28 protein-coding genes and 1 pseudogene are annotated in these 24,143 nt (G+C 73.6%); 13 read left to right on the top strand and 16 right to left on the bottom strand.

What is annotated here, in order from left to right:
* Positions 1-12: 12 nt before the first annotated feature.
* Positions 13-1,176, bottom strand: a complete 1,164-nt coding sequence (locus AWQ68_RS15095) for an FAD-dependent oxidoreductase (protein ID WP_066940788.1) — start codon at positions 1,174-1,176, stop codon at positions 13-15.
* Positions 1,177-1,256: 80 nt separating this feature from the next.
* On the opposite strand from AWQ68_RS15095, the gene AWQ68_RS15100 reads away from it, so the two are divergent.
* Positions 1,257-1,751: a MarR family winged helix-turn-helix transcriptional regulator gene (locus AWQ68_RS15100; RefSeq protein WP_066940789.1), complete on the top strand. Its 495-nt coding sequence runs from the start codon at positions 1,257-1,259 to the stop codon at positions 1,749-1,751.
* Here AWQ68_RS15100 and narI read toward each other — a convergent pair.
* Together narI and AWQ68_RS15115 are read right to left on the bottom strand one after the other, a co-directional pair.
* Positions 1,727-2,368: a respiratory nitrate reductase subunit gamma gene (narI, locus tag AWQ68_RS15105; RefSeq protein WP_084464006.1), complete on the bottom strand. Its 642-nt coding sequence runs from the start codon at positions 2,366-2,368 to the stop codon at positions 1,727-1,729. The genes AWQ68_RS15100 and narI overlap by 25 nt on opposite strands.
* Before the next feature lie 197 nt (positions 2,369-2,565).
* Positions 2,566-2,979: pseudogene (locus tag AWQ68_RS15115) on the bottom strand (nitrate reductase subunit alpha); the annotation flags it as partial.
* A gap of 319 nt (positions 2,980-3,298) precedes the next feature.
* Here AWQ68_RS15115 and AWQ68_RS15120 point away from each other — a divergent pair.
* Positions 3,299-4,690 carry a nitronate monooxygenase gene (locus tag AWQ68_RS15120; RefSeq protein ID WP_066940918.1) on the top strand — a complete coding sequence of 464 codons (1,392 nt, stop codon included), beginning with the start codon at positions 3,299-3,301 and terminating at the stop codon, positions 4,688-4,690.
* A 177-nt stretch (positions 4,691-4,867) separates the two neighbouring features.
* Positions 4,868-5,200: a MarR family winged helix-turn-helix transcriptional regulator gene (locus AWQ68_RS15125; RefSeq protein WP_084464007.1), complete on the top strand. Its 333-nt coding sequence runs from the start codon at positions 4,868-4,870 to the stop codon at positions 5,198-5,200.
* Between the two features lie 285 nt (positions 5,201-5,485).
* Here the strand turns inward: AWQ68_RS15125 and AWQ68_RS15130 are convergent, their stop codons facing one another.
* The 3 genes from AWQ68_RS15130 to AWQ68_RS15140 form a co-directional block, all read right to left on the bottom strand.
* Entirely contained in the window at positions 5,486-5,941 is a 456-nt protein-coding gene (locus AWQ68_RS15130) for a GNAT family N-acetyltransferase (protein ID WP_084464008.1), read from the bottom strand.
* A 262-nt stretch (positions 5,942-6,203) separates the two neighbouring features.
* Positions 6,204-6,866, bottom strand: coding sequence for a DUF4328 domain-containing protein (locus tag AWQ68_RS15135; protein WP_066940793.1), 663 nt, complete (start codon positions 6,864-6,866; stop codon positions 6,204-6,206).
* A gap of 101 nt (positions 6,867-6,967) precedes the next feature.
* Positions 6,968-7,636 carry a TetR/AcrR family transcriptional regulator gene (locus AWQ68_RS15140; RefSeq protein WP_066940794.1) on the bottom strand — a complete coding sequence of 223 codons (669 nt, stop codon included), beginning with the start codon at positions 7,634-7,636 and terminating at the stop codon, positions 6,968-6,970.
* Positions 7,637-7,801: 165 nt separating this feature from the next.
* Here AWQ68_RS15140 and AWQ68_RS15145 point away from each other — a divergent pair, with 165 nt between their 5' ends.
* Positions 7,802-8,176 carry a nitroreductase family deazaflavin-dependent oxidoreductase gene (locus tag AWQ68_RS15145; protein ID WP_066940795.1) on the top strand — a complete coding sequence of 125 codons (375 nt, stop codon included), beginning with the start codon at positions 7,802-7,804 and terminating at the stop codon, positions 8,174-8,176.
* Between the two features lie 113 nt (positions 8,177-8,289).
* On the opposite strand, the gene AWQ68_RS15150 is transcribed toward AWQ68_RS15145, so the two are convergent.
* Together AWQ68_RS15150 and AWQ68_RS15155 are read right to left on the bottom strand one after the other, a co-directional pair.
* Complete coding sequence (locus tag AWQ68_RS15150; RefSeq protein WP_066940797.1) at positions 8,290-8,739, bottom strand: hypothetical protein; 450 nt, start codon at positions 8,737-8,739, stop codon at positions 8,290-8,292.
* Positions 8,736-8,969: a hypothetical protein gene (locus tag AWQ68_RS15155; RefSeq protein WP_066940798.1), complete on the bottom strand. Its 234-nt coding sequence runs from the start codon at positions 8,967-8,969 to the stop codon at positions 8,736-8,738. Before AWQ68_RS15155 ends, AWQ68_RS15150 begins: the two co-directional genes overlap by 4 nt.
* A gap of 69 nt (positions 8,970-9,038) precedes the next feature.
* On the opposite strand from AWQ68_RS15155, the gene AWQ68_RS42475 reads away from it, so the two are divergent.
* The 4 genes from AWQ68_RS42475 to AWQ68_RS15170 are packed head-to-tail and all read left to right on the top strand — an operon-like array spanning position 9,039 to position 10,992.
* On the top strand, positions 9,039-9,179 hold the full coding sequence (locus AWQ68_RS42475) for a hypothetical protein (protein WP_157545323.1): 141 nt from the start codon (positions 9,039-9,041) through the stop codon (positions 9,177-9,179).
* Positions 9,179-9,943, top strand: a complete 765-nt coding sequence (locus tag AWQ68_RS15160; RefSeq protein ID WP_084464027.1) for an MFS transporter — start codon at positions 9,179-9,181, stop codon at positions 9,941-9,943. Before AWQ68_RS42475 ends, AWQ68_RS15160 begins: the two co-directional genes overlap by 1 nt.
* Positions 9,944-9,999: 56 nt before the next feature.
* On the top strand, positions 10,000-10,521 hold the full coding sequence (locus AWQ68_RS15165) for a pyridoxamine 5'-phosphate oxidase family protein (protein WP_066940800.1): 522 nt from the start codon (positions 10,000-10,002) through the stop codon (positions 10,519-10,521).
* A 9-nt stretch (positions 10,522-10,530) separates the two neighbouring features.
* On the top strand, positions 10,531-10,992 hold the full coding sequence (locus AWQ68_RS15170; protein WP_066940802.1) for a MarR family winged helix-turn-helix transcriptional regulator: 462 nt from the start codon (positions 10,531-10,533) through the stop codon (positions 10,990-10,992).
* Positions 10,993-11,111: 119 nt separating this feature from the next.
* Here the strand turns inward: AWQ68_RS15170 and leuA are convergent, their stop codons facing one another.
* Positions 11,112-12,800 carry a 2-isopropylmalate synthase gene (gene leuA / locus AWQ68_RS15175; protein WP_218006889.1) on the bottom strand — a complete coding sequence of 563 codons (1,689 nt, stop codon included), beginning with the start codon at positions 12,798-12,800 and terminating at the stop codon, positions 11,112-11,114.
* A gap of 297 nt (positions 12,801-13,097) precedes the next feature.
* On the opposite strand from leuA, the gene AWQ68_RS15180 reads away from it, so the two are divergent.
* Positions 13,098-13,787 carry a FadR/GntR family transcriptional regulator gene (locus AWQ68_RS15180; RefSeq protein WP_066940805.1) on the top strand — a complete coding sequence of 230 codons (690 nt, stop codon included), beginning with the start codon at positions 13,098-13,100 and terminating at the stop codon, positions 13,785-13,787.
* 15 nt (positions 13,788-13,802) lie between these two features.
* Here the strand turns inward: AWQ68_RS15180 and AWQ68_RS15185 are convergent, their stop codons facing one another.
* On the bottom strand, positions 13,803-14,696 hold the full coding sequence (locus AWQ68_RS15185) for an endonuclease/exonuclease/phosphatase family protein (protein WP_084464010.1): 894 nt from the start codon (positions 14,694-14,696) through the stop codon (positions 13,803-13,805).
* 204 nt (positions 14,697-14,900) lie between these two features.
* Between AWQ68_RS15185 and AWQ68_RS42480 the strand changes: the two genes are divergently transcribed.
* Both AWQ68_RS42480 and AWQ68_RS15190 read left to right on the top strand, forming a co-directional pair.
* Positions 14,901-15,047, top strand: a complete 147-nt coding sequence (locus AWQ68_RS42480) for a hypothetical protein (protein WP_157545325.1) — start codon at positions 14,901-14,903, stop codon at positions 15,045-15,047.
* 3 nt (positions 15,048-15,050) lie between these two features.
* Positions 15,051-16,010, top strand: a complete 960-nt coding sequence (locus AWQ68_RS15190) for a helix-turn-helix transcriptional regulator (protein WP_066940807.1) — start codon at positions 15,051-15,053, stop codon at positions 16,008-16,010.
* A 27-nt stretch (positions 16,011-16,037) separates the two neighbouring features.
* Here AWQ68_RS15190 and AWQ68_RS15195 read toward each other — a convergent pair whose 3' ends face one another.
* Positions 16,038-16,952 carry an SDR family oxidoreductase gene (locus AWQ68_RS15195; RefSeq protein WP_066940808.1) on the bottom strand — a complete coding sequence of 305 codons (915 nt, stop codon included), beginning with the start codon at positions 16,950-16,952 and terminating at the stop codon, positions 16,038-16,040.
* Positions 16,953-17,149: 197 nt separating this feature from the next.
* Here AWQ68_RS15195 and AWQ68_RS15200 point away from each other — a divergent pair, with 197 nt between their 5' ends.
* Entirely contained in the window at positions 17,150-17,929 is a 780-nt protein-coding gene (locus AWQ68_RS15200) for a GNAT family N-acetyltransferase (RefSeq protein ID WP_066940923.1), read from the top strand.
* A 1-nt stretch (position 17,930) separates the two neighbouring features.
* Here AWQ68_RS15200 and AWQ68_RS15205 read toward each other — a convergent pair whose 3' ends face one another.
* Complete coding sequence (locus AWQ68_RS15205) at positions 17,931-19,238, bottom strand: FAD-binding oxidoreductase (protein WP_066940810.1); 1,308 nt, start codon at positions 19,236-19,238, stop codon at positions 17,931-17,933.
* A gap of 91 nt (positions 19,239-19,329) precedes the next feature.
* Between AWQ68_RS15205 and AWQ68_RS15210 the strand changes: the two genes are divergently transcribed.
* Entirely contained in the window at positions 19,330-20,322 is a 993-nt protein-coding gene (locus tag AWQ68_RS15210; protein WP_066940812.1) for a helix-turn-helix transcriptional regulator, read from the top strand.
* On the opposite strand, the gene AWQ68_RS15215 is transcribed toward AWQ68_RS15210, so the two are convergent.
* From AWQ68_RS15215 to AWQ68_RS15230, 4 genes are all read right to left on the bottom strand, one after another.
* Positions 20,319-20,774 (bottom strand): nuclear transport factor 2 family protein, encoded by a 456-nt coding sequence (locus AWQ68_RS15215; RefSeq protein WP_066940814.1) that lies wholly within the window; start codon positions 20,772-20,774, stop codon positions 20,319-20,321. The genes AWQ68_RS15210 and AWQ68_RS15215 overlap by 4 nt on opposite strands.
* Positions 20,775-20,862: 88 nt before the next feature.
* Positions 20,863-21,453, bottom strand: a complete 591-nt coding sequence (locus AWQ68_RS15220; protein ID WP_066940815.1) for a TetR/AcrR family transcriptional regulator — start codon at positions 21,451-21,453, stop codon at positions 20,863-20,865.
* A gap of 193 nt (positions 21,454-21,646) precedes the next feature.
* The gene (locus AWQ68_RS15225) at positions 21,647-23,077 is read right to left on the bottom strand and encodes an MFS transporter (RefSeq protein ID WP_066940817.1); all 1,431 of its coding nucleotides are present in this window, start codon (positions 23,075-23,077) and stop codon (positions 21,647-21,649) included.
* A 141-nt stretch (positions 23,078-23,218) separates the two neighbouring features.
* Positions 23,219-23,920, bottom strand: coding sequence for a TenA family protein (locus AWQ68_RS15230; protein ID WP_066940818.1), 702 nt, complete (start codon positions 23,918-23,920; stop codon positions 23,219-23,221).
* Positions 23,921-24,143: the final 223 nt, after the last annotated feature.

Here is a 24,143-nt window from a genome sequence, read left to right on the forward strand (position 1 = left end):
GCGCAGCAGTTCCTAGTGGCGTGCGGCGCGTGGGGCGAACGGCTGGGCGAGGGAGGCCCGGACGGCGGCGAAGCCGTAGGCGAGCATGTCGGCCTCGTAGCGCCGGATCACCTCGGTCAGTGGGGCGCCGGCGGCGGCCGCGGTGACGGCCCGGCACAGCAGCGCGGCGTCCCTGAGCGCGACGTTGGCGCCCTCGCCCCGGCCGGGCGACATCGTGTGGATCGCGTCGCCGAGCAGCGTCACGTTCGTAGTCTCCCAGTGGCGGACGGGCCGGGCCGAGCGCAGCCGCACCGGGAACGTGGCCGCGGCGTCGGCCTTCTGGACGATCCTGCGGGCCGCGGGGTGGAACCCGTGGATCGCATCCAGGGCCAGGCGGTGCAGGGTCGGGCCGTCGGAGCGGTGGAAGCCGTCGCCGCCGGGCGGCCGCCCTTCGTCTCCGGCGACCGTCCAGGCGAAGTAGCCGGGGACGTCGGTGAGCCGGGCGTCCGGCGCGTACGCGGCGGCGGCCTCGGAGGGGGCGCGCAGGGGGCGGCAGGTGGCGAGGGACATCGCGGCGCCGCCGGGGGCGGTGAGGCGGTTGAAGCTGTCGATCAGGATCTCGGGCGTCTCGCGCAGCAGGCCCGGCGTGATCGGGGTCCGTCCGTAGACGAAGCCGCCGATCTCGTCGAAGTCGGAGCCGGGGACCAGGAGGCGGCGCACGGCGGATCCGGTGCCGTCCGCCCCGACGAGCAGGTCGGCGTGCGCGGTGGTCCCGTCGGCGAAGCGGGCGCGGACCCGCCCGTCCGGGGTGTGGCTGTAGCGGGCGAAGGTCGCGCCGAAGCGCACGTCGAGGCCGGTGAGGAGGATCTCTCGCAGGGTCAGCCGGTTGACCCCGAAGACGGTGTCGGCGGGCGGTGCGGGGATGGGTTTGGTGAACGCGGGCGTGAGCCGGTGGTCGAGGAACGCCATCTGGGTGGCGGGGCGGATGGCGGTGGCCACGCAGAGGTCGAAGAGCGGGGCGGGGAGGCATTCGCGCAGGGCGCGGCTGCCGTCCTCCTTCAGGGTGATGCGCCAGCCCTGGTCGCGGGCATGCGGTGAGGGGTCGCGTTCGTAGACGGCGACGCTGACGCCGGATTTGGCCAGGCCCTGGGCGAGGCAGAGCCCGCCGAGCCCGCCGCCGACGATCACAACGCGCATATGGGGGTCCTTTCGATGGGGCGCTCACCGTAGCATTTCACTGTCGTGACAGTAAATGGCGGAACAGCTATTGTTGCGGCATGGAGGATCGATCACCCGGCGGCGTGCCCGTCGAGCTCGTGCTCGGCGGCGGCTCGCTCATCAACCAGGTGGGGCGCGACCTGCGCACGGCGGTGGAGGGGATGCTCGCCCCCTACGGGGTCACCTCCCAGCAGGCGGCGCTCCTGATGCGGGCGGCACGCGGGGAGAGCAGCCCCAACCGGCTCGCGTCCCACCTGGGCACCGACACCGCCGGCATGACGCGGCTGCTCGACCGCCTCGAGGCCAAGGGGCTGGTTGGGCGGCGGCGGAACCCAGGCGACCGCCGCTCGATCGTCGTGGAGCTGACCGAGGAGGGCCGGGCGCTCGTGCCGCGCCTGGCGCCCGTGTTCGGGCGGGCCAGCGTCCGGCTCCTCGCGGGGTTCTCCGAGGAGGAGGTGCGCGGGCTCGCCGGGATGCTGCGCCGGATGCTGGAGAACCTGCACGCCGCCCCGGGCCCGGACGCGGAGGGTCAGGCGTCCGGGACGCCGAGGTAGGGTCGGGCGCTCTCCCAGGAGCCGTCCACGGTCACCGTCTCGTCCGCGTCGTCCGCGCCGACGCCGGCGTCCTTGAAGCCGCCGGAGGTGGCGACGCACACGACCGGGCCGTCGAAGGACGCGCCGAGCGTACGGTAGCCGGCCAGGCCCGCCGCGCCGGACAGCTCCTCGTTCGCGTCCACCGTGGCGGTCAGCCCGAGCAGGATGGTCAGCGTGAGCACGACGTACATGAGCTTGTCGTTGCGGGTGGTGGCGAGGAAGACCGGGCCGACCGTGCGGCGGCGGTAGATCAGGAGCGCGATGCCGATCAGGGTGCAGGCGCCGGCGACGGTGCCGAGCGCCACGGCCAGGAAGTGGTAGGCGTTCTCGGACAGGCCGATCGCGGCGGTCCAGCTCTGCGGGATGAGCAGCCCGACGATGTGGCCGATCAGGACGATCAGTATCCCGAAGAGGAACAGCGGGCTGGCGACGCGCAGCAACCGCCGCTCGTAGAGCTCGGAGGAGCGGGTGGTCCAGCCGAACTTGTCGTAGCGGTAGCGCCAGGTGCTGCCGATGATGAACGAGGCGAGCGCCACGTACGGGACGGCGCCCCACAGGAGGACGGCCGCGGTGGTCATCGCGGATCTCCCGCCACACGCGGTGACGGCGGGATGAGCGGTCCTCCCGTCACCGAGCACGGGTCGAGGCCGACGTCCTCGGCCGGCGGCCCTTCGGCGGCCAGCCGCAGCGCGGCGGCGCGCTCGCGCGGGCCGGGTGGGGGGAGGGTGGCCAGGACGGCGGCGACGACGTGGGCGTAGGGCGAGTCCTCGGCGACGTCACCCAGCCGGGCTCGCGCCTCCCGGTACATCTGGACCAGCGCGCCCCGGGCATACGGGAAGCGCACCCGGGTCGGCGAGTAGGTGTACTAGGAGAACGCGGCGCCCCGCGGGCACCCTCGCGGCTCGTACTCGGGACGATCCGGGCCGACGCTCGGGTAGTCCGTCTGCTGTGTCTCCCAGGTGATGATCCCGTCCTTGACGAACACCTTCCAGGAGCAGGAGCCCGTGCAGTTCACCCCGTGCGTGGAGCGCACGACCTTGTCATGGCTCCAGCGGTCGCGATAGAAGACGTCGCCCTGGCGCCTGCCCACCTGGTGGAGGCTGCGCAGGTCGGCGGAGACGGTCCCGGGGTGGAGGTAGCGGCCCAGCCGCACGAGGGCGTCGCTCACCGGCCCGTCGATCCCCGCCATGGCCCCACTCCCCGTTCCCTCTGGTCACATCAGGGATGCTCCGTCACGGAGAGTGATAAACCGTGCGATTCGGAGTGACGGCGCGGCCTCGATGTGACGGCGGGCCCCGCCTCTCGGGACTTTGGTCACTACAGGAAGATCGCCAGGGGCCGGTTGACTCGTCCCGCACCCACTGACGTGCCCGGACCGCGCACGGGTCCGGCACGCCACCGAGCAGGAGGTTCTCCCCTTGACCATCGCCGAGCGGCCGGTTCGCGGCCCGGTACCGTCCGCGCCGGCCGTGTCCGGGGGTGGGCTGCCCACGCTCATCCAGGGAGGAATGGGAGTAGGCGTGTCCGGGTGGCGGCTGGCGCGGGCCGTCGCCCGGACCGGACAGCTCGGCGTGGTGTCCGGGGTGGCGCTCGACGTCACGCTGGCCCGGCGGCTCCAGCAGGGCGACCCGGGAGGGCACCTGCGCGCGGCGCTGGCCGCGTTCCCGGTTCCCGCGATCAGCGAGCGGATCCTGGCCAGGTACTACGTGCGCGACGGGATCGGGCCCGGCGTGCCGTACCGGCCGGTGCCCCGGCTCGGTCTGCGCCCGAACCGGGCGCGCGACGAGCTGGCCGTGGTCGCCAACTTCGCCGAGGTGTTCCTGGCCCGGCGGGACGGCGGCCTGATCGGGATCAACTATCTGGAGAAGATCCAGATGGCGACGCCGGCGGCGGCGTACGGGGCGATGCTCGCGGGCGTCGACTACGTGCTGATGGGGGCGGGCATCCCGTCGCAGATTCCGCGGCTGCTCGACCGGCTCGCCGCGCACCTGCCGGCCGAGGTCTCGGTCACGGTGGTGGGAGCGGAGTCGGGGGAGCGGCACACGGTCGGCGTCGACCCGGTCGCGCTGCTCGGGCGTGCGCCCGAGCCGCTGAAGCGGCCGCGCCTGCTGGCGATCGTCTCCTCCGACGTGCTCGCCGGCTATCTCGCGCGTACGCCGGAGACCCGGCCGGACGGGTTCGTGGTGGAGACGCCGGTGGCGGGCGGGCACAGTGCGCCGCCGCGCGGGCGGATGCGGCTGGACGAGAGCGAGCAGCCGGTGTACGGCCCGCGCGACGAGGTGAACCTGGGAAAGGTGGCCGCGCTGGGCCTGCCGTTCTGGCTGGCCGGAGGGTACGCGAGCCGGGACGGGCTGGCGCGGGCGCGGGCCACGGGCGCGGAGGGCGTCCAGGTGGGGACGGCGTTCGCGCTGTGCCGGGAGTCGGGGCTGGACGACAAGCAGCGGCGGCGGCTGCTGGAGCGGGCCGGGGCGGGCGCACTGCGGGTGCGCAACGACCCGCACGCCTCGCCGGCCGGGTTCCCGTTCAAGGTCGCCGGGCTGGAGGAGACCCTGGCCGAGCCGGAGGTCTACGAGCGGCGGGCCCGGCTGTGCGACCTCGGCCACCTTCGCACTCCGTACGTGCGCCCCGACGGCGGGGTGGGCTTCCGCTGCCCGGCCGAGCCGGTGGACGCCTACCTGCGCAAGGGAGGGCGGCCGGAGGAGACCCAGGGGCGTCGGTGCCTGTGCAACGGCCTGGTCGCCGCCATCGGTCTCGGGCAGCACCGGCCGGACGGCTACGCGGAACCGCCCCTGCTCACGCTCGGCCAGGATCTGGACTTCCTCGGCGACCTGCCCGAGAGGTACGGCGCGGCGGACGTCGTCGCCCACCTGCTCGGGGACGCGCGGGAGGGGCGGGGCTAGGGTGTCGTCCCTCCCGCGCGTCCGGTGGCCTCGCCCGGGGCCGATCGCGGGGCTTCGGACTCGCGAATGGGGAACGGGCGGTCAGGCGATCCAGGGCGGCACGAGCCGCTCGGCGCCCTTGGGCGCGAGGTCGCACGCGTCGGCGGCCGAGACCCCCACGGATGACACGGGTTCGTCATGCGGGCGATCGGCGTGGACGGCACCACCGCCGTCGAGCTCGGCCGCGCCCTCGGAGTCTCCAAACAGGCCGCCGGCAAGACCGTCGAGACGCTGGAACGCCTCCGCTACGTCGAGCGCGCCCGCGACCCGCGCGACACGCGACGTAAGATCGTACGGCTGACTCCGCACGGCCTGGACGCCCTGGCGCTGTCCGCGCGGATCTTCGACGAGCTGCGGGCGGGCTGGGCCGCGACGCTGGGGGAGGACCGGCTGCGCGCCCTGGAGGCCGACCTGCGGCGCGTCACGCCGCACGACGTTTTCCGCCTCGACGTCCCCGGCTGGTTCGGCTGACCTCCACACGCCCGGGAGGGGCCGGCCGGATCCCCGGCGGGCACGGCGGCGTTGCCCGGGGCAGGCTGGAGCTGAACGGGCGCCGCGACACGCCCCCTGATGGGACGGGTTCGCCGAGGAAGTGGGGGAGGTCGTCCTCAGCCCGTGGCACCCCTACCGACGCTGCCGCCCGGGATGGCCGGGGCCATGGCCGGCGCGGCGGTCACACCGCCGTGGGGGCCGACCGAGCCGAGGAGGACGGGCCGGAGGCGGCGGCGCCGAGCGGTCAGGAAGATCGGGGGCGGCTCAGTCGGTGGCGGAGAGACGGAGCTCCAGGATGTCCTCATCGCCGAAGACCTGCCCAGTGGGGACGAACCCGGCGGAGGTGTAGAGGGCCTTGGCCGCGACGTTGTCCGTGCGTACGCCCAGCCGCAGCACCGGCGCGTCGAACTCGTCCCGCACATGGGCGATTACCTGCTGGAGAGCGGCTCGGCCCAGGCCCTTTCCCTGGTGATCCTTGTCGATCATCAAGCGGTAGAGCCACATCTGACCGTCGTCGGGATCGGGGCCGTACATCGCGAAGCCCACAGCGCGCTCATCGTGCGTCACCGCACGGGTCACGAAGCCCGGCAAGAAGTGACTCTCCGCGATCGAGTACAGGTTGGACGCGATGAGGTCGCGCTGGTCGTCGGCCACCGTCAGGTCGGCCACCTCCTCCCAGGTCTCCCGGGACAGGTCGTCAAGGCGCACACGAATCGGCATGGGGTATCCCTAGCCGATCTCTGCACGGGCCGTCATGTGAATTTTCACAGGATCATGTGCCCGGGCCGGTCCTGTGAGGTCTCAAGGGCTGCCCTCTCGCAGACGCTTCAGCGACCGCGTCGGGGTTCGGGTCGGCAGGAGACCGATGCCGGGAAGCGAGGCGTCCTCCAGCCTCGGGTTGCGCCATCACGGCCAGACGCCGACGGGGAACACCTCGACATAGAGGTCTGACGGACAATGCCGGCCGTACGTGGGTGGGTGGTCAGCCGGCGGGCTGGGGCCGGCGGCCGTGAGCGCGTCCCTGGAACGCCGTGATCCGCGTGACGACGCCGACGGCGAGCGCTCCCGCGAGCAGCGACAGCGCGGCGTGCGCGGCAAGGGCGGCGGAGACCAGGACGGCGGGCGATACGGCGGGCGATGCGGTACCGGGAACGGTCCGGACGGCCGCCGCCCACGCCGCGTTCATCGCCAGGTAGGCGAGCCACCACGCCCACACGAGCGCCGGGCGGCGGGCGTCGCGCAGGTCACCGAGGAAGCCGCGCGGTCCCTCGGCCGGCTGCGAGGCGGCCCAGATGTCGTCGACGATCCCCTTCGGGACGAAGAGCTGGACGACGGGCAGCAGCCAGCCCGCCACCATGAAGAGCGCGGCGTACCGGTGGAAGGCCTCCGGCGAGATCGCGTACGCGTTGGCGCGGGCACGCAGGAGCCAGCAGACGAAGGCGATCCCGGCCGGGGCCTGGACCAGCGCGTACAGGCCGGCGACGTGGACGGTCCGCGCGGCCGGGGGTTCCCCGGTGATCAGGTGGGCCGTCGACAGGCAGGCGGACGCGAGAGCCGACAGCGCGATCAGGGTCACGGTCGAGGCGGCGAGGCCGCGGATCGGGCGGAGGGAGCGGGCCGGCACCCAGCTCGCGCTCGCGTTCATACGGGTCCTTCAGGAGGAAAGATCACGAAAGATCGGGTCGCGCCAGTATGCCGGACTCGGGGATCTTCTCCCGAACGCGTCCTCGCTCGCCACGTAGCGGTTCACGGGGCGGCGTCGGGGCTCTGCCTCCGGCGAGCTTCGAGCGCGTCCAGAATCAGGTCCAGGCCGTAGCCGAACTCGCTCGTGTGGTCGTAGCCCGGCTGCAGGGCGTGGTCGACGATCATCTCCCTGAGGTACGGCAGCTCGCCCGTCGGCAGGTGCCCGAGGATGCCGTCGGCCACTGCCTCGACATCGTCCGGGGTCGTCACCGGCAGGCTCGCCTCTTGGAGGACGAACCCGCCGATGTAGCTGTCGATGAGCGAGACGGCGTGCGCGGCCATCGGCAGCGTGAACCCCGCCTCCCGGAGGACACCCAGGACGGCGTTGTGGTGGCGTAGTGTCGCCGGCCCCGGGTTGCGGCGGGAGTCCATGAGGCCGAGAGCCCAGCTGTGCCGCGACAGGACCGCGCGCGCGGAGGAAGCGCGCGCACGGATGGCGTCGCGCCAATCGTCGCACTCGGCGCCGGGTAGCTCGATCGCTGCGAACACCATGTCCACCACGCCGTCGAGGATCGCGTCCTTGTTCGGCACGTGGTGGTAGAGCGACATCGCCTCCACGCCCAGTTCCTGCGCCACGCGTCGCATCGTGATCGCCTCCACGCCGCCGCGATCCGCGACTCGGATCGCGGCTTCCAGCACGCGACCTCTGCTGAGCGGTTGTGGTGGTGACACGACGGCTCCGGGGCTTGGGCGGGTTGACAGGCTTACAAGCGTAAGGCAACCTTACGCCCGTAAGCCGCCTTACGGGTGTAAGTCCTCCAGGGTTGGCATCTGTCGGGGGCTCGGCGAACGTCTGACCTGCGACGCGCCCCGCCGGGGCGAGAGAAGGAGATCCCGATGCCGATGCCGAAGTGGTGGGGGCACGTGAACAAGAGGGTGTTCAACCCTCGCGCGATCGCGGGCGGGAGGTGGCCGGTGCTGATTCACGTCGGTCGCGTTTCCGGCGCGACGTACCGCACGCCGCTCGACGCGCACCCTGTCGACGGCGGCTACCTGTTCGTTCTGGTGTATGGATCGCGCTCGGACTGGGTGCGGAACGTCCTGGCGTCCGGCGGTGCACGGCTACGGGTCGACGGGAGGGAGGTGGAACTCGCCGCCCCACGCCTCATCGGGGAAGACGAGGCGTTCCAGGCCCTCCCCGACGAAGTGGCACGCCCGCCGAGGCTGCTCCGCATCACCGAGTTCCTCCGTATGGACCTGGTCGCAGGCTGACGGTCGACGTCCGGCGCGGAACCGCGGCGAACGGCGACCTGGGCGAACGCCGCGTCGACCGCGCGCGAAGGCCCCGGCGGGGGGCCGCCGACGGAGCGCGGCCCCCGGGTAGGTCAGGGCAGGATCTCCAGCCGCACGTCCAGCCCGTCGTAGAGGAAGGGGGTCGTGGTGAGGATCCGCCATTGGCGCCGGGTCGCGTAGACGGCGGCGTGCGCGGCCACGAGGACCTCGGACAGCCCTTCCTCGCCGGATCCCGGACGGTGGCGGTGCAGGTTGGCGCGGATCGTGGTCGCGACCGAGGTGGCGGCCGCCGCGTCGTCGGGGGAGAGCGCACCGACCACGACCATCGACATGCGCAGGAAGCGCTCCAGCCGGGGAGCGGCGGGGCCGAGGGAGAGGACCTGGACGGCGAGCGGCGGGATGAGCAGGGTGACGCCGTAGGTCGAGGACTGCCGTACGACCTCCCTGCCGTACATGCTTTTGCCCTCGATCAGGTGGACGAGGGCGTCGAGGTCGAGAACGTGGCCGGAGACGTGCCCGGCCGGGGGGATCGCGTCGCTCACGCCGCGTCGGCCTCGGAGTCTCCGGCGAGGAGGCGGGCCGCGCGGGCGCGCTCCTCGTCGGTGATGCCGTCCTGCCAGCCGGCGCCCCACAGGTCGTCCATGATCGCGAGATCCTGCTCGACGCGGCGGCGCTGGCGCAGCGCGTCCGCGATGTACGCGGAGGCGTTGCCGGACGCCTGCGCTTCCGCGGCCAGATCGTCCGGCAGCGAGATTGTGATCTTCTTGGTCATACCCTGGAGCTTAACGAGTCATACCCCGCCGGTCCATCGGTTCACCCGTTGGGAGACCGGGTGGCGTCGATGTCAGCTGGGCAGGGCGGCCGGGGCCTGGAGCAGCCGCTCCTCCTCGGCCGCCCGCTCGTCGTACGCGGTGCGGGCGGTGGAGATCTCCTGCTGGTGCTCCTCGGTCCAAACGTTCCCAGGACCGGCGCGTGGACGTGATGGGAGCGGTCACCATCACCGGCGCCATCATGCTGCTGGTGCTCGGCGTCGAACGCGCGTCCCACATGGGCGCCGGAGGGACCGTCGGCACGCTCACCGCCGGACTGGCCCTGGTCGCGGTCTTCCTCGTGACCGAACGCCGCTCCGCCGCGCCGCTGGTGCGGCTGGGCATCTTCCGCTCCGCGCCGCTGGTGCGCGCCAACCTGGCGGGGCTGCTGTTCTCCGGAGCCTTCTTCGGCTTCCAGTTCATCGCCGTGCTGTACCTGCAGGAACTGCGTGGCTGGACCTCGCTGCAGACCAGCCTGGCGATGCTCGCGATCGGCGCGGACGCCGTCCTCGCACCGACCCTGACCCCGCGGCTGGTCGACCGCTTCGGCAATCCGAAGGTCATCCTGGCCGGGCTGCTGCTCGCCGTGCTGTCGTACGTGCTGTTCCTGCCCATCGGCACGGACACCGTCTACCTCGCCATGTTCCCCACCATGATCATCCTGGGGTTGGCGTTCGCCCTCGCGTACGGCCCGCTGACCATCGTCGCGACCGACGGCGTCGACGAGAGCGAGCAGGGGCTGGCCGGCGGGCTGCTGTACACCTCCTTCCAGTTCGGCGCCGCGCTCGGGCTGGCCGCAAGCACCGCGGTGATCGTGGCCGTGGCGGACGCGGGGGACCCGCTGGACGCGTATCGCGCCGCGCTCGCCGTGCCGATCGTCGCCGCCGCTCTGGCCGCCGCGGTCAGCGCGTCCGGCCTGAGAAAGCGCCCGGCCTGACACCTCGCCGGAAGCCCTCCGCCTGATCACCTCTATCTGAAGAAGGGACCCGACCGATGCGTCGCACCGTCACGTCGTTCGCCGAGATCGAGGCCGAGTTCAACGCCTTCATCGGGGCCACCGTGTACGCCACCATGGTCACCGTGGACGCCCGGAACCGGCCGCGCACCCGGGTGCTCATCCCCGTCTGGGAAACCGTGGACGGCCGGCCGCTCGGCTGGCTGGCCACCTACCGGACACCGGTCAAGGCGGCCCACCTGGCGGGCAACCCGCACACCTCGTTCTCCTACTGGAGGCCCGGCAACAACTCGGTCGCCGTCGACGCCGTCGCGGAGTGGGCGGACGACCGGGACGTCCGGCGGCACGTGTGGGATCTCTACCGTGCCACCAGCCCGCGGGGGGCCGGCTATGACCTGGGCGACTTCTGGCGGTCGCCCGCCGATCCCAAGCTGCACATCCTGCGCCTCGTCCCCTTCCGCGTCCAGGTCATCCGCGGCATGGACCTGCGCAGCCGCATATGGACGCAGGACCCCGTGAGCGGGGGCCGCCTGACGAGAGAGGGAGAGAGCCGCCGCTAGACTCCCCGGATGGTGGACGAGACGGCCGACGCAGCCGCCCCCTCACGGCTGATGAACACGCCGAGCTGGCTGATAACCCAGACCGCGACCCATGCCCATCGCATGGTCTCCGAGGGGCTCTCCGCGGCGGAGGCGCGCGCCTACCATTACCGGCTGCTCGCGGCGTTGGAGGAGTTCGGCCCGGCCAGCCAGGCGGCGCTCGGCCGTCGCTGCGGCGTCGACCGCAGCGACATGGTCTCGATGATCAACGAGCTGGCGGATCGGAGGCTGCTCGAACGCGCCCCCGATCCCAGCGACCGGCGCAGGAACATCATCACGATCACCGCGGCCGGGGTGCGGCAGCTCCGGCGGCTCGACGACGTGCTGGCGGAGGTGCAGGACGTGCTGCTCGCCCCCCTTTCCACCGAGGAGCGGGACCAGCTCGCCGGGCTGCTCGCCCGGGTCCTGCGCCACCACCAGCGCGACCAGTGACCAGTGCTCGACGCCTCGCGCGGGCGCCCGTTCCGCCGGATACGTTGACCGGTACCGACGCTCCCTGCGTCACCTGGTGAGAGCGTCGTCGACGACAGGGCGGGGCGCGGCCGCCCGGTTCAGCGGGCGCGGTTGACGGCGGCCAGCACCGCCCGTACCGACGCGGTCAGGACGGAGGTGTCCCGTCCCGCTCCCCAGCGTGTGACGCCGCCGGCCCGGCACTCCACGTACGCGACGGCCGGGCTGTCCGGTCCCGTCCCCGTCGCGTGCTCGGCGTACTGGAGGATGTCGATCGCGACGCCGGCGGACGCGAGCGCGTCGGCGAGGGCGGACAGGGGGCCGTTGCCCACGCCGCGCAGCTCGCTCTCGCGCCCGTCGGCGACCAGGGTGCCGGTGAACTCGTGCCGGCCCGGAGCGGTCTCGGCCGTGGCCCAGGCGGCGAGTGTCAGCGGGCCGTCCTCGCCCGGGGCGAGATAGGCGGCGTGGAAGAGTTCCCACAGGTCCTTGGCGGTGACCTCGTGGCCGCCGTCGTCGGTCGCGCGCTGCACCACCGCGGAGAAGTCGATCTGCAGGCGGCGCGGCAGGTCCAGCCCGTGGTGGGTCTGCAGCAGGTACGCGATGCCGCCCTTGCCCGACTGGCTGTTGACCCGGATGACCGCCTGGTAGTCGCGGCCCACGTCGGCCGGGTCGATCGGCAGGTACGGCACCTCCCAGGGGGCCCGCGCGGCGGGGACGCCCAGGTCGGCGGCGCGCCGTTCGTGGTGGGCCAGGCCCTTCTTGATGGCGTCCTGGTGGGTGCCGGAGAAGGCGGTGTAGACCAGGTCGCCCGCGTACGGGTGCCGGTCGGGAACCGGGAGGCGGTTGCAGTGCTCGACGGTCCGCCTGATCTCGTCGATGTCGCCGAAGTCGAGCATCGGGTCCACCCCCTGGGAGTGGAGGTTGAGGGCGAGGGTGACCAGGTCGACGTTGCCGGTGCGCTCGCCGTTCCCGAACAGGCAGCCCTCGACGCGCTGGGCCCCGGCGAGCAGGGCGAGCTCGGCGCAGGCGACGCCCGTGCCGCGGTCGTTGTGCGGGTGGATCGAGAGGATCACCGACTCACGTCGATCCAGGTGGCGGTGCATGTACTCGATCTGGTCGGCGTAGACGTTCGGGGTGGCGATCTCGACGGTGGCGGGCAGGTTGTGGATCACCGGCCGGTCGGGGGAGGCGTCCCACAGGGCGGTCAGGCCGTTGCAGACCTCCAGGATGTAGTCCGGCTCGGTGAGGTTGAAGACCTCCGGGGAGAACTCGAACCGCACCGGCGGCCCGGGGCGGGCGTCGGCGAGCCGCGCCATCCGCTCGGCGGCCCCGTGGATGAGGTCGCGCAGGTCGGCGCGGTCGTGGCCGAGGACGACCTCGCGCCAGGTGGGGGCGGTCGCGGTGTACAGGTGGACGACCACGCGCGGCAGGCCCTCGATGGAGGCGAAGGTCCGCTCGATCAGATCCGCGCGGGCGGCGGTGAAGACCACGACGGTCACGTCCGTGGGTACGGCGTCCGACTCGGCCAGGAGCCGGACGAAGTCGAAGTCCGTGCGGCTGGCCGACGGGTAGCCGACCTCGATCTCCTTGAAGCCCATGGCGAGCATCAGGTCGAACATCCGCCGCTTGCGTGCGGGGTCCATCGGCTCGGCCAGCGCCTGGTTGCCGTCGCGCAGGTCGACCGGCACCCACAGCGGGGCCCGGTCGAGGCGCCGGGACGGCCAGCGGCGGTCGTCTCCCAGCGCGACGTGGACGCGTTCGTGCGCCGGCCGGTAGCGGTGGTACGGCATCGCGCTGGCACGCTGCGGGTTCCAGGCCGGGGCGTCGGCGGGGACGGGGCCGTCCGGTGTGCGCAGCGTGGGGAACGCCCGGGTGGCGGTGGAGCTGCTGGTGGGGGAATCGGTCATCGCGGATCTGTCTCCTTGCCGGTGGCGGGGTCGGTACGTCGACCGGCACGAGTGGGCACCGCGGCGGGGTGCCGGTCGCGTCAGGCCCCGCCGCGGCAGCCGAGAAGGAGACCGCGCAGCGTCATGGCGAGTACACTAACCACATCACAGGTCCTCAGACAACCTGAGAGGTGAAAACGGATGGCGCTCGGGACGCTGCGCCCCAGCCCGCTGGTCGAACAGGCCACCCAGCACCTGCGCGAGCAGATCACCGGCGGGCACTGGCCGGTCGGCGCCCGGCTCCCGGGGGAGAACGCCCTGGCCAAGACGCTCGGCGTCGGCCGGTCCACGGTCCGGGAGGCGCTGCGGGCACTCGCCGGGGCCGGACTCGTCCAGGCGCGCCAGGGGGCGGGCGTCTTCGTCATCGCGACCGAGCCCGCCGAGGACTGGTCCGCCCGGCTGCGCCGCTCCGCGATCGGCGACGTCTACGAGGTGCGCATGATGGTCGAGGTGCAGGCCGCCCGCCTCGCCGCGGTCCGCCGCACCGACGCCGACGTCGCGGCGCTGGCCGCCGCGCTCGACGCGCGCCGCGCCGCCGGGAGCGGGGACGACGCGGCCTTCGTCGACGCCGACATCGCGGTGCACGCCGCCGTCGTCGCCGCGGCGGGCAACCCCGTGCTCGTGGACCTGTTCGCGGAGTTCGTCCCCGCGCTGCGGCAGGGGCTCGTCGAACTGGTGCGGTTGCTCGGCCTGCGCGAGGACGACCCCGATCACGGCGACGCGGCCCACGCCGCCCTGGTGGACGCCGTCACGCGCGGCGACGCCGACGCGGCCGGCGCGGTGCTGGAGGCCGAGCTGCGGCAGACCCTCGCCCACCTGCACCGCGTCTGAGCCCCGTCAGCGGCGTCAGTTCAGGCGCAGGGTGGCGACGGCCGCGCGGTGGTCGCTGCCGACGGCCTCCTCGACGCCCGCGCTGGTCGCGGTGAGGCCGCGGTAGAGGATGTGGTCGGGCCGGGTGATCGGGAACGACGACGGCCAGGTGAACCCGAAGCCGGCGCCCGCCTCCTGCTGGGCGTCGAGCAGCGGGGGCACCAGGTCGGAGCGCTTGCGGTCGGTGGTGGCGGTGTTGAGGTCGCCGAGGAGCAGCAGGTGCTCGCTCGGGTCGCCGTCGATGAGGCGGCGGGCGTGGTCGAGGGTGTCGTCACGCGTGGCCGTCGCCCCGGGGCGCGCCGAGGCCAGGTGCATGACGTAGACGGTCACCTTGCCCTTGGGCGTCTTGACCACCGCGCGCAGCGCGCGGGTCCACGCCAGGCCGATGTCCACCCGGCGCTGCTCGACGATCGGGTGCTTGCTCCACAGTCCGATGGTGCTGACCTGCACCTTGTACGGGAAGAGCTGGTCGAGCTCCTTGGCCGCCGGCCCGCCCGGGGTCAGCTCCTGCGCGGCGAACAGGTCGCGGCCCTTGGCCACCGCGCGTACGGCTCGCCCCGAGCTGTTGTTGACCACGCCGACGTTGAGCGTGGCGACCGTCAGGTCGCTCGGGCCGCCGGGCGCGGAGCGCAGCAGGTCGGGGCCGAACATGACGGTCCACACCAGTGCCGGGAGCAGCAGGACGGCCAGGGCCGCCTTGCCGGAACGGCTGACGAGCGCGCCGACCAGCAGGATGGGGACGCCAAGGCCCAGCCAGGGGAGGAGGCTCTCCAGCACGGGCGTGAACCCGTTCAGATCCGGCAGGAGCCCGTGCCCCCCGAGAAGCAGGGCAAGCGCCCCCGCCATCACGATGATCACCCACCGCAGCACGCCACTCCTGTTCCGCCTCGCCCGAAGGCTCGGCTGCCCCGAGATGGGCCAGGCTAGTCGTCTCCGGCTGTACGCGCGGACACCGTCGCGGTCCGGCCGCGGCGTGCCGTCCGGGCGGGGGGACGGCGTGTGGGCTTTGGCGATGTGTTTTCGCGCGAAGATGGACGGTGAACGACAGGGAGACGCTCGCCCCCGAGGCCGGGCGTGAATCCGGAGGGGAACGTCGAGGTGGCGGGTAACTTCGTCCGCGGAGCGGCGGGCACGGTCGCCGAGTCGCGCCGGGCCGCGGCGGCGGTGGGCCGGGCCGGGGCGCCCGCGCCGTCCCCGTCGGGCGCCGGGCGCGAGGAGTAAGGGGTGCGAGCCGCTCGGGTCCTGTCCCTGCTGCTGTTGCTGCAGACGCGGCGCGCGATGACGGCCGCCGAGCTGGCGGCGGAGCTGGAGGTGTCCGAGCGCACCGTGCAGCGTGACGTCGCCGCGCTGACCGAGGCGGGCGTGCCGGTGTACGCCGAGCGCGGGCGGGCCGGGGGATACCGCCTGGTGGACGGCTACCGGACCCGGCTGACCGGGCTGGAGCGGGCCGAGGCGGAGGTGCTGCTCCTGGCCGGGCTGCCCGGTCCGCTGCACGAGATGGGGCTGGCCGGGCGGGCGCTCGCCGCGCGGTTGAAGGTGGCCGCAACGCTCGGCGACGCCCCCGGCACCGTCGTCCAGCGGTTCCATCTGGACGCGCCCGCGTGGTTCAAGGCCGCGCGCCCGCCCGCGCTCCTCGGCGCCGTCGCGCGCGCGGTGTGGGAGGACCGCGTCCTGCGGGCGCGGTACGCGCGCGGCGGCGCGGTCCACGAGCGCACGGTGGAACCGTACGGGCTCGTCCTGAAGGCCGGGCACTGGTATCTCGTCGCCCGCGCGGACGACGGGCGGCTCCGCACCTACCGGGTGGACCGCTTCGAGGCCGCGGAGGCGGGCGAGGAGCGCTTCGTCCGCGCCGCGGACTTCGACCTCGCCGCCTTCTGGGAGGAGAAATCCGCGGAGTTCGCCCGGTCGCTGCTGCGCGAGCACGTCACCGTACGGCTCAGCCGGCTGGGCGTGGCGCGCCTGCCCCGGGTGCTGGAGCCCGTCGCGGCGGCGCAGGCGCTCGCCGCGGCGGGCGAGCCGGACGAACATGGCCTGGTCACGGTCCGGCTGCCGGTGGAGTCGCAGGAGGTCGCCTACGACCAGCTCCTGCGGCTCGGGCCGGACGCCGAGGTGCTCGACCCGCCCGAGCTGCGTGAGCGGATCGCCGGGGCGGCCCGCCGCACGGCCGACCTCTACGGGACGTGACCGCCGTGCGCGGGCCGCGCCGCTCTGTCAGCGGTAGGCGGTCGCGTCGGCGGGCTTGCCGGCGTCCTGGACCTCCACGATGTACCGCCACGCGTCCGGGCGGCTGCCGTCGAGGTCGGTGAAGCCGTACACCTGGGCCAGCCCGCCGCTGGAGAGCGACTGCCCGTTCCAGCGGGCGACGTCCGGGTCGGCGGCCAGCGCCGCGACGGCGCGTCCCACGTACTGCGGCGTCTCGGAGATGCAGAAGTGCGGCACCCGTTCGAGCGCGTCCCGCCAGTTCTCCTCGGTGACGCCGAAGTGGTCGAGCATGATCTCCGAACGCATCCACCCCGGGGTGAGCGTCACGGCGGTCGCGCCGCGCGGGCCCAGCTCGTGCCCGAGTGCGAACCCCATGCGCAGCACGGCGGCCTTGGCGATGTCGTAGAAGAACGAGACCCGGTAGGTGTCCCGGTTGTATTCGGCGGTGCCGTCGGTCACCTCCACCACCAGGCCGCCGGGTCGGCGCAGCAGCAGCGGCAACGCGTGGTGGCTGGTGATCGCGTGGGTGTCGACGGCGAGCCGGAGCAGCCGCAGCCCCTTGTCGAGATCGTGCTCCCACACCGGGGCCTCCCACTCGAACAGCAGCTCGCCGCCCCAGATGTCGTTGACCAGGACGTCCAGCCGTCCCTGCTCGGCGTCGATCCGCTCCACCAGCGCCCGGACCTCGTCCGGGACCAGGTGGTCGACGGGTACGGCGACGCCCCGGCCGCCGGCGGCGGTGACCAGGTCGGCGGTGTCCTCGATGGTCTCGGGGCGGTCGTACTCCGAGCGCCGCTCCCGGGTGCTGCGGCCGGTCACGTAGACGGTGGCCCCGGCCGCCCCGAGCTCGACCGCGATCCCCCGTCCCGCGCCCCGCGTCGCCCCCGCGACCAGGGCGACCTTGCCGGCCAGTGGTCCTGACATGTGTGTCCGTCCTTCCCTCCGCGCTTCAATTCCGCGCTTCCTTCTGTGTCCGGTCACGCGGCGTGCGCGACCGGTGCGGCGATGATGTCGCGGATACCCGACACCCTCTGTCGTCTTTTTCTCGACGGTATCGGGAGGCGTCCGATCCCCGGGAAATCCGGTTGCCGGACGCGGGGCGCGGCTGCTGGGGTGTGCGGGTGAATCAGGACATGGTGCTGGCGCTGTTCGACCAGCAGATGAGACGGGACGCCCGGGCCGACAACACCGGAGCGCGGATCGAGCGGGCCGACGGGGTGGTCCGGCAGGTCGGCTCCGGCGACGACTGGAACGGCGTGCTGTGGTCGGACCTGGACGAGGCCGGCGCCGACGCCGCGATCGCCGCCCAGGTGCGCCGCTTCACCGCCGCCGGGCGCGAGTTCGAGTGGAAGCTGTACACGCACGACCGGCCGGCCGACCTTCCCGGGCGGCTGCGCGCGGCCGGGTTCGCGCCCGAGCCGGAGGAGACCGTGATGGTGGCCGAGGTCGCCGACGTGCCGACCGCCGTCGAGCTCCCGGAAGGCATTCACCTGCTGCCGGTCACCGACGCCGCCTCGGCGGAGCTGATGGCCGACGTCCACCGGTCGGCCTTCGGCGTGGACCGCCCCGAGATCGTGGCCGGCTTCCTCGCCCGGCTCGCCGACGCGCCGGAGACGGCCGCCGCCGTCGTCGCCATGGCCGGAGACGTGCCGGTCAGCGCGGCGCGCATGGAGATCTCGTCCGGCACGGACTTCGCCGGTCTCTGGGGCGGCGGCACCGTCCCGGAGTGGCGCGGGCGCGGCCTCTACCGGGCGCTGGTCGCCTTCCGCGCCCGGCTCGCGGCCGAGCGCGGCTGTCGCTACCTCCAGGTGGACGCGTCCGACCAGAGCCGGCCGATCCTGCTGCGGCTCGGGTTCGTGCCGTTGACCACCACCACGCCGTACGTGTACCGGCCCCGGTAGGTCAGCGGGCCGGCGCGATGTTGTGGTTGAAGCGGAACATGTTGTCCGGGTCGTGGGCGGCCTTCAGCCGGGTGAGGCGATGCCAGGCGTCGGCGTCGTAGGCGGCGCGCACCTGCTCCGCGGTGGCCGGGCCGTAGTGGAAGTTCAGGAACGTGGCCGATCCGCCGAGCGCGCCGATCAGGCGCCGGTGCGTGTCCTTGACGGCCGCCGGGTCGTGGCCGTCGAGGGCGGAGAGCACGTGCAGCACGTACTCGGCGTCCCGGTGCCCGATGACGGCGGATGAGGGCTTGGCCAGCGCGCCGCCCAGGTGGCGCACCTGCAGCACGCACGGGACGGCCGCGCCCGGCCCGGCCAGGTCGAACGCGGTGGCCGCGTCCAGACGGCCGAGCATGGCGCTCTCGCCGCTGTAGGCGTGCGCGAACGGCGGGTCGTTGCTGATCGACTCCGACTCGGTGTACGGCAGCTCGCGCAGCGTGTCCACGAGCACCGGGCCGGCCGTCCGCAGCGGCGCGACGAGCCGTTCCCCGACCGACGCGTCGCCGATGTAGGCGATCCGGACGATGGCGATGTGCCGCCCGCGCAGCGGCTCGGGCAGCGCGGGCAGGTCGGGCATGAGGACCAGGGCGATGCTGGAGGTCAGCTCGTCCGGCACGGTGGCGGTCCAGTCGCGCCACGCCTCCAGGACGTCGGCCGTGGCGGGGAAGTGCAGGCCGCCGCCGTACAGGCGGGTGACGGGAACGAGCCCGATCTCCATGCCGGTCACCACGCCGAAGTTGCCGCCCCCGCCCAGCAACGCGGGGAACAGCTCGTCGTCGGGGGTGAGCCGGATCCGGCGGGCGTCGGCGGTGACCAGCTCGACCGCCCGCACGTGGTCGGCGGCGTAGCCGTACCGGCGGGCCAGCAGACCCAGGCCGCCGCCGAGGGTGTAGCCGACCGCGCCGACGTGCGGCGAGCTGCCCGACAGCGGGGCGAGGCCGTGGCGGGCCGCCGCCTCGATCACCTGCCCCCAGCGCACGCCCGCCTCCAGCCAGGCGGTCCGCGCCGCGGGGTCCACCCGTACGCCGGTCATGGCGCGGGTGCTGATCAGCACGCCCTCCTCGGCAGGTACGGCGACGCCGTGCCCCGTGGCCTGCACGGCGACCGGCAGGTTCGCGGCGGCGGCGTGCGCCACCGCGGCCCGCACGTCCTCCGGACCGGCCGCCCGCACGATCATCTGGGGCCGGTGCCGCCCGGCCAGTTGGAACCCGGTCCGCTCCTCGTCGTAACCGGCGTCTTCGGGGCGGAGCACCGGGCCGTTCACGTGGATCATCTCGTCGTCCTCTCGTCGGTCGCTCAGGATGCGCCGACGCTAGGACCCCTTCAGGACAGGGCGTGTCCGCAAGGTGTGGCAGATTCAAGAAATGAGCAACGACCTGCCCGCCCGGCTGCTGCGCCTGCTCTCCCTGCTGCCGAGCAGGCGCGAATGGCCGGGCCCGGAGCTGGCCGAACGGCTCGGGGTCAGCGACCGGACCGTCCGGCGCGACGTGGGACGGCTGCGCGAGCTGGGCTACCAGGTGGAGGGCACGACCGGGACGGCGGGCGGCTACCGGCTGGTCTCCGGCCGCGACCTGCCGCCGCTGCTGCTGGACGACGACGAGGCGGTGGCGATCGCCGTCGGGCTGCTGACCGCCGCGGACGGCACGGTGTCCGGCATCGCCGAGTCGTCGGTGCGGGCGCTGGCCAAGCTGCGGCAGGTCCTCCCGGTACGGCTCGGCGGCCGGGTCGCCGCCTTGGCCGAGGCCATCAGCCCCGTGGCCCGGGCCGGCCTGCCGCGGGTGGATCCGATGGTGCTCGCGGCCATCGCCTCCGCCTGCCGCGACCGGGAGCTGTTGGCGTTCGAGCACCGCAGCCGGGAGGGGGCCGTCAGCCGGCGCCGGGTCGAGCCGTACAGCGTGGTCAGCGGGCACGGCCTGTGGTACCTGCTGGCCTACGATCCGGACCGGGAGGACTGGCGGACCTTCCGGGTGGACCGGATCGCCGACCTCCGCTCCACGGGGTGGCGGTTCACGCCGCGTGAGCCGCCCGCGCCCGACGTGCGGGCGTACCTCTCCCGGGCGGTGGCGCGGACGCCGTACCGCTACAGGGCGCGGGCCACGGTGCGGGCGTCCGCGGAGGAGGTGCGCGCCCGGGCGCCGTCGATTCTGCCCCGCAGGATCGAGGCCGTGGACGAGCACACGTGCGTGGTCCACCTCGGTGCGGACTCGCCGGAGCGGATCGCGCTCGACCTGGTCGCGCTCGGCGCCGACTTCACCCTCGGCGAGACCCCCGAGCCGCCCTCGGAGCTGCGTCGCCATCTGCGCGAGGTGGGGGAGCGGCTGCTGCGGGCCGGCGGGGAGAGCGGGCCGGTGGGCTAGGGGAGCGGCTCGCCGCTGTCGCACAGGGTGAGCCCGAGCTGGGTGAACGTCTGCAACTGGTCGTAGTAGAGGCGCTGGGAGGCGATGAGGTCGTGCTCGACGGTGAAGAGCCAGCAGGAGCGGACTCTGACCCGCCGGCCCGTCGCCTGGAGCACGTCGCCGCCGAGGGCCAGGTAGGGCCCGCCGTGGGTGGCCGCGGAGAGCGCCTCGACCACGATGAGATCGCCGCACACCGCCTTCCCCATGACGGCCAGCGTCACGTCGGGGAACCCCTCCCACGTATGGACGTAATAGGAGGCGATCTGCTCCCGGCCCTCGGCGACGATCTCGGGGGTCACGAGCACCGCCTCCGCGGTGTAGCAGCGTGTCACCGCGTCCTGGTCATGGGCGTTGATCGCCTCGAAGAGGCGGTCCGCGGCGTCCGGTCTGGCGGTGGCCTCCTGCTCACCCACACCACCGACGCTAGCGAGCCGGCGGTAAACCCCGGTCCAAGACCGGCCGATGTTTGGCGTGCCGGGCTGGACGGCCGCCCGAAGACGGCTAGCGGCCCGCCGCGAGTACGGAGCGCAGGGTCGCGTCGAGCACGCGGGCCGCGTCGGCGTGGTCGAGCCGCCCCGCCTCCACCTCCTGGGCCGCGCTGTGCAGTGTGGCGTAGAAGTGTGTGACCAGCCAGCTCAGCGGCAGGTCGGTACGGAAGACCCCCTCGTCCCGGCCGCGGCGGATGAGCCGCTCGACGCGGGCGAGCGCGCCGTCGTGGTAGTGGCGGATGCGCTCGGCGGGCAGGACGCGGTCGGCGGCGGTCAGCAGCCGGCGGTTCCCGTCGAGGACCTCCCAGGCTGAGGCGATGAGCCGGCTCATCGCCTCCTGCGCGGGCAGCCCCTCGTACGCCGGGTCGTCGAGGGCGGCGTCCGCGAGAGCGACCGCGCGGTCGAGCACCGCTTCCACGAGCGCCTCCCGGGTGGGGAAGTGCCCGTAGAGGGTGACCCGTCCCACCCCGGCGGCCTTGGCGATGTCGGCGGTGCTCGCGTCGGGATCCTTGGCGAGCAGGTCGAGCGCCGCCGAGACGATCGCCGCGATGTTGCGCTCGGCGTCGGCGCGCCGGGCGGGCCGGGGCTGCCGGGGAGGCGTCATGGACCTGGTCTCCTGCTCGCGTCGGAGCCGCGGGCACGGCGGCGTGCCCGCGGCCGGGTACGGTGCGTCACCCGCCGGAGGGCCGGCGGCGGCGCCGGGCGCGTCCGCGAGATCCGCGGAACCGCGTGCCGGACGCAACGAGCGTATCGACCACGCGGACGCGCCCGGGGAGGAGACCCGCGGGGAGTCGCCGTCAGTGGACGCGGGGGCCGTCGAACGCGGGCAGGCGGCCCGGCGGCAGCAGGGCCAGGGCGACGAGCGCGGCGACCACGCCGACGACCGCCCAGGACGTGAACGCGGTGGTGAACCCGGTGAGGACAGGGCCGGTCAGGCTGGGCGCCGCGAGGCTGGAGACCACGGCGACGCCGACCGCGCCGCCGAGCTCGTGGAAGGTGTTGACGACGCCGGAGGCGAGCCCCGACTCCTCGGGGGCGGCCGGCGCGAGCGCGGTGGTGGTCCCCGAGACGAAGACCGCTCCGAGCCCGATCGAGGCGACGGTCAGTCCCGTCACCATGAGGGTCGGGGTGACGGCGAGCAGGGCGACCAGGCCGGTGCCGGCCGCGGCCAGGGTCAGGCCGATCGCCGCGGGGAGCCGTCCGCCCAGGCGGTCCACCAGGTGGCTGCCCAGGTGGGCGCCGAGCCCCGTGCCGACGGCCACCGGCAGGAACAGCAGACCGGTGAGCAGCGCGCTGTAGCCCTGGTGGCGCTGAAGGTAGAAGGAGCCGAGGAAGAAGAGCCCGATCAGCATCCCGGTGGCCACCAGCATCAGGAACGCCCCGGACAGGACCGGTCGCCGGGTGAGCAGCCGCACCCGCATGAGCGGGGTGCGCACCGCCCGCTCCACGACGCCGAACACCGCGTACAGGACGGCCGCGGCCGCCACGGCCGTGAGCGTGACCGTGTCGCCCCAGCCCGCGTCGCCGGCGTTGACCAGGCCGTAGATCAACGACGCGGTGGCGGCGGTGACGAGCAGCGCTCCGGGGAGGTCGACGCGCCGCGGGCCGGTATGGGCCGCGCCGACCCGGACGACGAGGGGCAGCGTGACGAGCACTGCCAGGCCGACCGGGACGTTGATGAAGAAGATCCAGCGCCAGCCGGGCCCCGCGGTCAGCGCCCCACCGAGGAGCACGCCGATGGCCGAGCCCGCCCCGCCGAGGGCGGCCCACACGCCGAGCGCCTTGGTGCGTTCGGCGCCGTGGAAGGTGGTGGTGACGGTGGCCAGCGCGGCCGGGGACAGCAGCGCGGCGCCGAGGCCCTGGCCGACGCGTCCGGCGACGAGCATGGCGGCGCCGTTCGCGAGGCCGGACGCCAGCGAGGCGAGGACGAAGATCCCGAGACCGGCGAGCATCAGGCGGCGGGCGCCGAGCACGTCGGCCAGCCGGCCGCCGAGCAGCATCAGCCCGCCGAAGAACAGTGTGTACGCGGTGACGACCCAGGTGAGGGTGGCCCGGCCCAGGCCGAGGTCGGCGCCGATATCGGGCAGGGCGACGTTCACCACGGTGACATCGAGGATGAGCATGAGCTGGGCGACGCCGAGCAGCGCCAGTGCCCGCCAGCGTCGGGGGTCGGGCGGCTCGGGACGGCCGACGTGAGAGGGCGGGGAGGCGGGAGAGCTGTGCGCCATGGCATCCTCATTAACTCGAACAATGCTGTACGAGTTAATACCATAGGTGGGCAGGGTATGTGCAAGGCAGCGACGGGACCAGGGGCGACGCGAACACCGGGCCGGCCGCGCGCAGGCCCGGGCTACTCGTGCCGCGTACGACTACGGACGGGACTGGCCGGACGCCCGCGCGGCCATGTCGAAGAAGCGCCGCTCCAGGTGGGTGGCGCGGCGGAAGACGTCGAGGACCCGCCGCTGCTCCGCCTCCGGCAGGCCGGGGCCCAGACGGTCCAGCTCGCCCCGGAGGAACCCCACCCAGGCGCGGAACTCCGGACCTTCGTGCAGCTCGATCCACTCGCGGTGGACGAAGCTCTCCGGAAGCGGGGCGGCGGCCCGGCTCGCCCAGCCGAGATAGGTCCACTCGGCGACGCAGAGCACCGCGATGATCAGCGGGTAATCCGCGCTGGAGCGCGCCTCGTCCATGAGGGCGCGGAAGTCCTCCGTCACCGGCTCCGGCGTCGGCGCGGCGAGGTCCACGCCGAGCGCGGCCAGTGCGCGATGGAAGTAGCCGCGCTCGGTGTCGGCCACGGTCAGGCCGAGGAACCGGCCGATGGGCACCCGGGCCTCGAACGAGTCGGCGCTCGCCACGGCGGCTCCGAGCAGCGCGGTGAATGCGTCCACGAACTGGAAGTCCTGCGCCAGGTAGTGCCGCATGTCGGCCTCGCCGCGCGTGATCGCCTCGGCGAACGGGTGGGTCACCACCGCGGTCCAGTCCGGCTCGCAGGAGGAGCGCAGCCATTCGCTGAAGGCGGGCTCGCCCGCCGTCGCGCGCCATCGGTCGAAGGAAGTCACGTCGTCGCTCATGGTCCCAGCCTGCCGCGACGACTCTTTTCGAGGTGCGGAGGGGGTGTCACGTCCGAAAATCTGCGCCTTGTGAGGTACATCACAGATGAGACTGGAATAAGACCTATGTGCGGCATGTTGCAGCGGCTCGTGAGGTTCTCGGTGGTCGTCGTGTGGCTCGTCGAGCGGTTGCACGTCGATCTGTGCCGCGTCGACGGCGATCTCTGTCGCTGACGCCCGCGCT

Origin of the sequence: Microtetraspora fusca, from assembly GCF_001570365.1 — a bacterium.
In the GTDB taxonomy this organism is placed as follows: domain Bacteria; phylum Actinomycetota; class Actinomycetes; order Streptosporangiales; family Streptosporangiaceae; genus Microtetraspora; species Microtetraspora fusca.